The sequence below is a fragment of the Clostridium sp. genome, from assembly GCF_051654825.1.
Lineage (GTDB): Bacteria > Bacillota > Clostridia > Clostridiales > Clostridiaceae > Clostridium.
This window is the reverse complement of the sequence record NZ_JBOFYU010000175.1, coordinates 1-8,380: the sequence shown is the minus strand read 5'-3', so window position 1 is coordinate 8,380 and position 8,380 is coordinate 1. Positions and strand designations below refer to the sequence as shown.

The 8,380-nt window shown below is 29.0% G+C and carries 9 protein-coding genes; 8 read left to right on the top strand and 1 reads right to left on the bottom strand.

Annotated features, from left to right (window positions below; all coding sequences use genetic code 11):
- Positions 1-382, top strand: a 382-nt coding sequence (gene pyrF, locus ACRDBA_RS10425) for an orotidine-5'-phosphate decarboxylase (protein ID WP_438572859.1), incomplete at its 5' end; no start/stop codon positions are given.
- A 177-nt stretch (positions 383-559) separates the two neighbouring features.
- Here the strand turns inward: pyrF and ACRDBA_RS10420 are convergent.
- On the bottom strand, positions 560-1,321 hold the full coding sequence (locus ACRDBA_RS10420) for a MerR family transcriptional regulator (RefSeq protein WP_438572858.1): 762 nt from the start codon (positions 1,319-1,321) through the stop codon (positions 560-562).
- Between the two features lie 198 nt (positions 1,322-1,519).
- On the opposite strand from ACRDBA_RS10420, the gene ACRDBA_RS10415 reads away from it, so the two are divergent.
- From ACRDBA_RS10415 to aroC, 7 genes are all read left to right on the top strand, one after another.
- Positions 1,520-1,837 carry a rhodanese-like domain-containing protein gene (locus ACRDBA_RS10415; protein ID WP_438572857.1) on the top strand — a complete coding sequence of 106 codons (318 nt, stop codon included), beginning with the start codon at positions 1,520-1,522 and terminating at the stop codon, positions 1,835-1,837.
- A 169-nt stretch (positions 1,838-2,006) separates the two neighbouring features.
- Entirely contained in the window at positions 2,007-3,434 is a 1,428-nt protein-coding gene (gene cls, locus ACRDBA_RS10410) for a cardiolipin synthase (RefSeq protein WP_438572856.1), read from the top strand.
- Positions 3,435-3,735: 301 nt separating this feature from the next.
- The gene (locus ACRDBA_RS10405) at positions 3,736-3,867 is read left to right on the top strand and encodes a hypothetical protein (protein WP_438572855.1); all 132 of its coding nucleotides are present in this window, start codon (positions 3,736-3,738) and stop codon (positions 3,865-3,867) included.
- Between the two features lie 121 nt (positions 3,868-3,988).
- On the top strand, positions 3,989-5,002 hold the full coding sequence (gene aroF / locus ACRDBA_RS10400) for a 3-deoxy-7-phosphoheptulonate synthase (protein WP_438572854.1): 1,014 nt from the start codon (positions 3,989-3,991) through the stop codon (positions 5,000-5,002).
- A 64-nt stretch (positions 5,003-5,066) separates the two neighbouring features.
- Complete coding sequence (gene aroB, locus ACRDBA_RS10395) at positions 5,067-6,113, top strand: 3-dehydroquinate synthase (protein ID WP_438572853.1); 1,047 nt, start codon at positions 5,067-5,069, stop codon at positions 6,111-6,113.
- Positions 6,114-6,125: 12 nt separating this feature from the next.
- Positions 6,126-7,421, top strand: a complete 1,296-nt coding sequence (aroA, locus tag ACRDBA_RS10390; protein WP_438572852.1) for a 3-phosphoshikimate 1-carboxyvinyltransferase — start codon at positions 6,126-6,128, stop codon at positions 7,419-7,421.
- The coding region (gene aroC, locus ACRDBA_RS10385) for a chorismate synthase (protein ID WP_438572851.1) at positions 7,399-8,380 on the top strand (982 nt) is incomplete at its 3' end. The genes aroA and aroC, both read left to right, overlap by 23 nt.

Genomic DNA, 8,380 nt, shown 5'->3' with positions numbered 1-8,380 from the left:
TGGAAGCAGACCTTTACTTATAGCAGTTACACAGTTGACTTCCACAAGCGAAGAGAAAATGATAAAAGAAATTTTAATTGATAAAGAAATTGATGAAGTAGTAATACAATATGCAAAAAATGCTAAAATAGCAGGACTTGATGGAGTTGTATGTTCTCCAATTGAAGCAGGTAGAGTACATAATATATGTGGAGAAGAATTCTTAACTATAACTCCTGGAATTCGTTTTTCCGACAGTGAAATTTCAGACCAAGTTAGAGTAACAACACCTGCTAAAGCAAAAGAAATAGGGGCAGATTATATTGTTGTCGGTAGACCAATTACTACATCAGATAATCCAGTTGAAGCGTACAGAAAGTGCATAAAGGAATTTATTGGCTAATAATTAATCATTTAAAATACCGTATTATTCAAATGAATATGCGGTATTTTTTTATTCGCATTTCAAAGATATTTCAACTAAAATTTAATGGAGTAAGAAAAATTCTTACTCCATTTTTATATACTTTCTAATTTACGCCTTAAAAAGTAATCTGTTTAGTTTGTTAAAGTAAATTAGTTACTTATTTCCTGTGAATACTAAAATTACATCTCTTAAGAACTTAGTAGCACCAGGTCTTAACTTATCATAATAAGCTGTAAATCTTTCATCAGCTACATACATTTCAGCAAGTCCGGCATGAGCTTCTTTAGAGTATTTAGGCCATGTAAAGCACAACCATTCCTTATGAAGTTTAGCTACTTCTTGGGATAATTCTGATGATGCATCATTAGTATCCATTGCATCTAAAAGTTTAGTATTTATTTCTTCTGCTAATAAATTAAATCTATCAAAATCTTCTTTACTCATATTAGCAAATTTTTTATTAGATTTATTAACAGTATCATCACCGTATTTATCACGAATTTCCTTTCCGTACTTCTTTTCATTTTTTTCTATTAAATCTTTTTTAAACCCATTAAATTTTTCTTTATCTGCCATTTCAATTTCTCCTTTTGTATTAGCAATAGTTTTTTCAACATTTTTAATTAATAAATCAAGTCTTTGTCTTTCTTCCATAAGTTTCTCATGATGACTTTCTAATGCTTCAGCAATATTAAATTTAGGATTATTTAATATATCTTTTATTTCATGGAGGCTAACTCCAAGTTCCTTGTAAAATAAAATTTGCTGAAGCTTTTTAACTTCTATTTCACCATAAATTCTATAGCCTGAAGAACTTACTCTACTTGGATTAAGTAGTCCAATTTCATTGTAATATCGTAAGGTTCTTGTACTTATTCCAGCTAGATTACTAAGCCTTTGAATAGAATATTCCATATCAGCACCTCCTATATTTTTAATATACACATTTACGTAACGTTAATGTCAATAAAATTTATTCATTTTTTAAAACTTATATAAATATATTAGAAAATAAGATTCTTTTATATAAATCTTATTTAAAGGATATAATTTATAAAGCAAGGTGAAAAGGTTTACTTAAAATATTAACTTGTAAGGAGAGGTGTTTTTATTATGAAAAACTTAAACATTTTAGAGGGAATAAATTTTTTAAAGGAAGCACCAGATACAATCATTTTAGATGTTAGAACAGCTAAGGAATATAGTAGGGGACACATGAAAAATTCAATAAATATACCTATTTATGAGTTAAGAGAAAGAATAAAAGAGTTAGATGAATATAAGGAAACTAATATATTAGTTCATTGTGCAAGAGGAAGAAGAAGTCCTGTTGCAATAATTACTTTAGAGGATAATGGCTTTAAAAATTTATTCCATCTTTATTCAGGAATAGTAGGGGTTTGGGATACAGTAGGTAAGGAGTTAATTTAAATATAAATTTATTTAGGCTAAGAATTTAATTGACTTCTTAGCCTTATCTTTGTAACTAAATGATAAATATTGGATATATCTATTTAATTTATAATGAAAAAAATATATAATGTTTTAGTAAAGAAAAATATATTTATAAATTAAATTTTATATAGAAAGGTGAAATTTAATGACTATTTCAGTAGTAATTGCTATGTTTTATAGCATGAATATAATAAGTGCAGTTTCCCTTATTTTTATTGAAAGAAAGGAGCCAACGACGACTTGGGCATGGCTTTTAATATTACTTTTAATTCCAGGAGTAGGGTTTATTCTTTATTTAATATTTGGTCAAAACTTACATAGACAAAAAATATTTAGAGAAAAGAAGATTGTAGATGCTAAAAAATTAAAGGATCTAGAAGAAAAGTTTATAGAAGAAGATAATGCACACAAGATACAAGAAGGTTATAAGGATTTAATTAAAATGAATTATAATCATTCAGGATCCATGTATACCGTGGGAAATAAAGTTAAAACATATATAGATGGAGAAACGAAGTTCAGAGATTTATTATCAGATATAAGAGGAGCTAAAAGGTTTATCCATATAGAATATTACATATTTAGATTAGATGGACTTGGAACTAGCTTTATAGAGGAGTTAAGAAGAAAGGTAGAAGAAGGGGTAGAGGTAAGATTATTAGTAGATGCAATGGGCTCTAAGCATTTAAGAATGAGGCAAATAAGATATATTGAAAGTTTAGGAATAAAGTTTTCAATATTTTTCCCAGGTATTTTACCATATGTAAATATACGTTTAAACTATAGAAATCATAGGAAGATAGTAGTTATAGATGGTGAAGTTGGATATGTTGGTGGCTTTAATGTAGGAGATGAGTATGTTAATGGTGGAGATCAATTTGACTTTTGGAGAGATACTCATATAAGGATTAAGGGAGAAGCTGTTAATGAATTAAACAAAAGATTTATTTTAGATTGGGATTATGCTTCAGAACATGAGGTTATGGATTATGAAAAGTACTTTCCAAAGCAAAAATCCTATGGAGATGTTGGAATACAAATTATATCTTCAGGGCCTGATAATAAGGAGCAATATATTAAAAATGCTTATATGAAGATAATAAATAGTGCAAAGGAACGAGTATATATTCAAACACCATATTTAGTTTTAGATGAGCCAGTACTAGAAGCACTTAAAATAGCATCTTTATCAGGAGTAGATGTGAGAATAATAGTTCCAGGAGTACCAGATCATTTCTTTATGGAATGGATGTTAAGTGCTAATATTGGTGACTTAATGGAATTTGGAGTAAAGATATATAGATATGGAAAAGGATTTATTCATGCCAAAACTATTGTAGCTGATGGAAAGGTATGTAGTATAGGAACAGCAAATTTAGATATAAGAAGCTTTAGCTTAAATTTTGAAATAAATGCAGTTATATATGATGAGGAATTTTCTAAAAAGCAAGAGGAAATATTCTTTAATGATGAAAAGGAATGTAAGCTAGTAAGCTTTGAAGAGTATGAAAATAGAAGTAGAGCATTAAAGATAAAAGAAGCTTTGATACGTTTGGTGGCACCTATATTATAATATTTGTGTAAGAGATAAGACTGAAAAGTTAATATTAGTAATGGTGGAAATCCCTAAGGGGATTTATTATATTTATTAATTTAAGAAACTAAGAGAGTTTCTACCTCAACTTTTCACTTTTACGTAAATTTGTTTACTTGTAATATCTACAAAGCACTTTAATATCTACATTGACTTAAAATATAGACAAATATATAAAAGAAAATTCTAAAAATTTAAATAAAATGTTGACAGATAGATAATCTTTGGTATAATTAGGTAAAAGATTAATAAATTTAAGAGAAAACTTATGGAGGATTTTATGAAAGGATTAAGAATAGAATTAGAAAAATTTTATAGCTTTTTTTACTTTACATTCTGGGGCTTTATATTTAGCGCTGGTTATTTTGAGTACAAAAAAAGTGAATATAATTCTTTCTTAATGAGTATATAAAATTCTGACTATACATAGGTGTATATAAAAGATAATTCGTTTATTTTAGAAGAACTCATTAAAGGGTTCTTCTTTTTTTATAAAAATATTAATAAGAAGATAAATTAAGGGGGCAACAATTATGGTAATTATTTTAAAACCAAAAACGTCAGGTGAAGAGGTAAAAAAATTAACAGCAGAATTAGAAGCAAAGGGAGTAACAGTTAATCCAGTAATAGGAACTGAAATTGTAATATTAGGATTAGTAGGGGATACTAGTAGAATAGACCCATTACAAATAGAAGCTAATAATAATGTAGAAAAGGTAATGCATGTTCAAGAGCCTTTTAAAAAGGCTAATAGAATGTTCCATCCTGAAAATACTATTGTAGATATAAATGGTCAAGAAATAGGTGGAAAGAAAATAGCAATGATAGCAGGTCCTTGTTCAGTAGAAAGTGCAGAGCAAATTACTTTAATTGCTAATGAAGTTAAGAAATTAGGGGCAAATTTCTTAAGAGGTGGAGCATTTAAACCTAGAACTTCACCATATAGTTTCCAAGGACTAGAATATGATGGATTAGAATTATTAAAGGTAGCAAGAGAGCAAACAGGGTTACCAATAGTAACAGAAATTATGTCACCATATGATGTAGAAGTATTTAATGAAAATGTAGATGTAATACAAGTTGGTGCAAGAAATATGCAAAACTTCGATTTATTAAAGGAATTAGGAAAAACAAACAAGCCTATTTTACTAAAAAGAGGTTTATCTGCTACAATAGAAGAGTTACTAATGAGTGCTGAATATATAATGGCAGGTGGAAATGAAAATGTAATATTATGTGAAAGAGGAATAAGAACTTTTGAAACATATACAAGAAATACATTAGATTTAAGTGCAATACCAGCTATTAAGAAATTAAGCCACTTACCAGTAGTAGTAGATCCAAGCCATGCAACAGGTAAGCGTTTCATGATTGAACCACTTGCAAAGGCTGCAATAGCAGTAGGAGCTGATGGATTAATTATAGAGGTTCATAATGATCCTGCAAAGGCATTATGTGACGGACCACAATCTATTACTCCAGAGAACTACGGAAAGTTATTTAATGAATTAAGAGCAATAGCTGAAGCTGTTGGAAGAGAGCTTTAAGAGTATTATTAGGAAACTCCACCTGGTATTTGCTAGGTGGAGTAAGTTATATTGGGAGGTTCTTATGAATTTAGTTGTAGACTTAAAGGAAAAAAGTTATCCAATTATTATAGAAAAAGGTTTAATTAAAAATATAGCCTTAGAAATAGAGAAGGTTTTTAAGGGGAAAAAGATAGTAATATTAACAGATAAAAATGTTGATAAATTTTATGGTGAAGCTGTAGAAAATAATCTTAAAAGCTATGGCTATGAAGTTAAAAAGATAGTTTTAGAGCCTGGAGAGGAGACTAAAAGCTTTAATACTCTTCCATACCTATATAATGAATTATTAGATTTTAAAATAACTAGAAAGGATTTATTATTAACATTAGGTGGTGGAGTAATAGGAGATTTAGGTGGATTTGTAGGGTCTACATATTTAAGAGGAATTGAATTTATACAATGTCCTACCTCACTTCTTGCACAAGTAGATAGTAGTGTTGGAGGAAAGGTTGGAGTAGATTTAGAAAGAGGTAAAAACCTTGTAGGAAGTTTTTATCAACCAAAGGCTGTTTTAATAGATCCAAATGTATTAAATACATTAAGCGAAAGATTCTTTAATGATGGAATGGCTGAGGTAATAAAATATGGTTGTATAAAGGATAAGGACTTTTTTTATAAGTTAAAAAGTTATAAAACTAAAAAAGAAGTTATAGATAATATAGAAGAAATTATTTATACTTGTTGTGATATAAAAAGAGAAGTAGTTGAAAGAGATGAAAAAGATACTGGAGATAGAATGTTATTAAACTTTGGTCATACTATTGGTCATGGAATTGAACAGTATTTTAATTATAAAAAGTTTACTCATGGTGAAGCAGTAGCTATAGGAATGTATGCTATAACTAAAATTAGCGAAGGTCTTGGAATAAGCAAGGAAGGCACAGCTAATGAAATAAAAGAATTATTAATTCAAAATAACCTTCCATATAAAATGGAAATAGCTATGGAAAACATTTTAGAAGCAATAACATTAGACAAAAAAAACCTAGGGAAAACTTTAAATGTTATATTATTAAATCAAATTGGAGATTCAATAATATACAAGACGAATATAGAATTTTTTAAATAATGAGGTGAGATTTTGGGTTCTTTAAAATTAACACCAGGTAAAATTAATGGTGAAGTAAAAATTCCACCTTCAAAAAGTATGGCACATAGAGCAATTATTTGTGCAGCCTTAGGAAGTGGAAAGAGTAAAATAGAAAATATAGATTATTCTGATGATATGATTGCAACTATTGAAGGAATGAAAGCTTTAGGAGCAAAAATAAATAAGTGTGAAGAATACTTAGAAATAACAGGTATATTTTCAGAAGAAGTTAATATAGAAGAAAATAGAGTAATTGATTGTAATGAGTCAGGTTCTACTTTAAGATTTTTAGTTCCTATATCATTAGTGTTTAATGGAGAAAGTAGATTTTTAGGAAGAGGAAATTTAGGAAAAAGACCTTTAACTACTTATTATAATATTTTTGATAGAGATGGAATAAAGTATTCATTAAGTGGAGATAAGCTTGATTTATTAGTTAATGGAAGTTTAAAGCCAGCTAGTTATGAAATAGAAGGCAATGTAAGTTCACAATTTATAACAGGACTTTTATTTGCACTTCCTCTTTTAAATGGTGATTCTAAAATAGTTATAACTACAGAAATGGAATCAAAGGGATATATAGATTTAACTCTTTCTTGTATAAAGGATTTTGGAATAGAAATTATAAATAATGATTATAAAGAATTTATTATTAAAGGTAATCAAAGATATAATTCTAGAAACTATAGAGTAGATGGAGATTATTCTCAAGCAGCCTTTTACTTATCAGCAAATGCTTTAGATAACCCTGTACTTGTAAGAGATTTAGATTTAAATTCTCTTCAGGGAGACAAGGAAGTTATAGATATATTAGAAAGAATGGGATTAGACTTTAAAGTAATAAAGGATGGAGTAATGGGAGAAAGAAAGGGAGAATTAGTTTCTACTATAATAGATGGTTCTCAATGTCCTGATATTATTCCAGTTTTATCTTTAGTTGCAGCTTTAAGCAAGGGAAGAACTGAAGTAATTAATGCTGGAAGACTTAGAATAAAAGAATGTGATAGATTAAAGGCAGTAGCTACAGAATTAAATAAGCTAGGAGCTTGTATAGAAGAAAGAGAAGATGGCTTAATAATAGAAGGAAAAGAAGAATTAGATGGTGGAATTGAAGTTTGGAGTTGGAAGGATCATAGAATAGCAATGACATTAGCAATAGCTTCAACTAAATGTAAGAAACCAATAATTATTAAAGATTGGGAATGTGTTTCTAAATCATATCCTAAATTCTTCGAAGATTTTAAGATGCTAGGAGGTTGTGTAGATGAGTGGAATGTGGGGGAATAATATAAGAGTTTCTATATTTGGAGAATCCCATGGAACAGGAATAGGTATTACTATTGATGGACTTCCTTCAGGATTTGAAATAGATATGGACAATGTTTCCTTTGAAATGGGAAGAAGAGCACCAGGAAAAAGTTCAATATCTACAGCTAGAAAAGAAGGTGATAAGCCAGAAATTTTAAGTGGGTATTTTGAAGGAAGAACTACAGGAACTCCTTTATGTGCAGTAATAAGAAATGCAGATACTCGTTCAAGAGATTATGGAAAGCTTAAGGATTATATGAGACCAGGTCATGCAGATTACCCGGGAAATATAAGATATTCTGGCTTTAATGATTATAGAGGTGGTGGACACTTCTCAGGAAGGATAACAGCACCATTAGTATTTGCAGGGACTATTTGCAAGCAAATACTAGCTGAAATGGGAATAGTAATAGGAGCTCATGTAAGTTCAATAGGAAATATAAATGATACTAGCTTTTTAAATGCTGAAATAAATAAGGATGAATTATTAAAGCTAAAGGATGAAGAGCTACCATTAATGAATAAATCCTTAGAAAATGAAATGAGAAATGAGATATTAAAGGCTAAGGAAGATGGTGATTCTATAGGAGGAACTATAGAATGTGCTGTTTTAGGAATAAAGCCAGGTATAGGAAATCCTTTCTTTGATTCAGTAGAATCAACATTAGCACATTTAATGTTTTCAGTTCCAGCAGTAAAAGGAATAGAATTCGGTAAGGGATTCCAAATGTCAACAATGAAGGGTTCAGAATGTAATGATGAGTATTATTATAAAGATGGAGAAGTAATGACTAAAACTAATAATAATGGTGGAATATTAGGAGGAATAACTAATGGAATGCCAATATTATTTAAAGTTGCTATTAAGCCTACTGCATCTATAATAAAGGAACAAAATACTATAGATATTTCATCTAATGAAGAGGTTAAATTAAAGA

Coding starts and splice junctions, on each gene's coding strand:
- aroF (WP_438572854.1), top strand. CDS start 3,989: ATGGTAATTATTTTAAAACCAAAAACGTCAGGTGAAGAGGTAAAAAAA.
- ACRDBA_RS10415 (WP_438572857.1), top strand. CDS start 1,520: ATGAAAAACTTAAACATTTTAGAGGGAATAAATTTTTTAAAGGAAGCA.
- cls (WP_438572856.1), top strand. CDS start 2,007: ATGACTATTTCAGTAGTAATTGCTATGTTTTATAGCATGAATATAATA.
- aroB (WP_438572853.1), top strand. CDS start 5,067: ATGAATTTAGTTGTAGACTTAAAGGAAAAAAGTTATCCAATTATTATA.
- ACRDBA_RS10420 (WP_438572858.1), bottom strand. CDS start 1,321: ATGGAATATTCTATTCAAAGGCTTAGTAATCTAGCTGGAATAAGTACA.
- ACRDBA_RS10405 (WP_438572855.1), top strand. CDS start 3,736: ATGAAAGGATTAAGAATAGAATTAGAAAAATTTTATAGCTTTTTTTAC.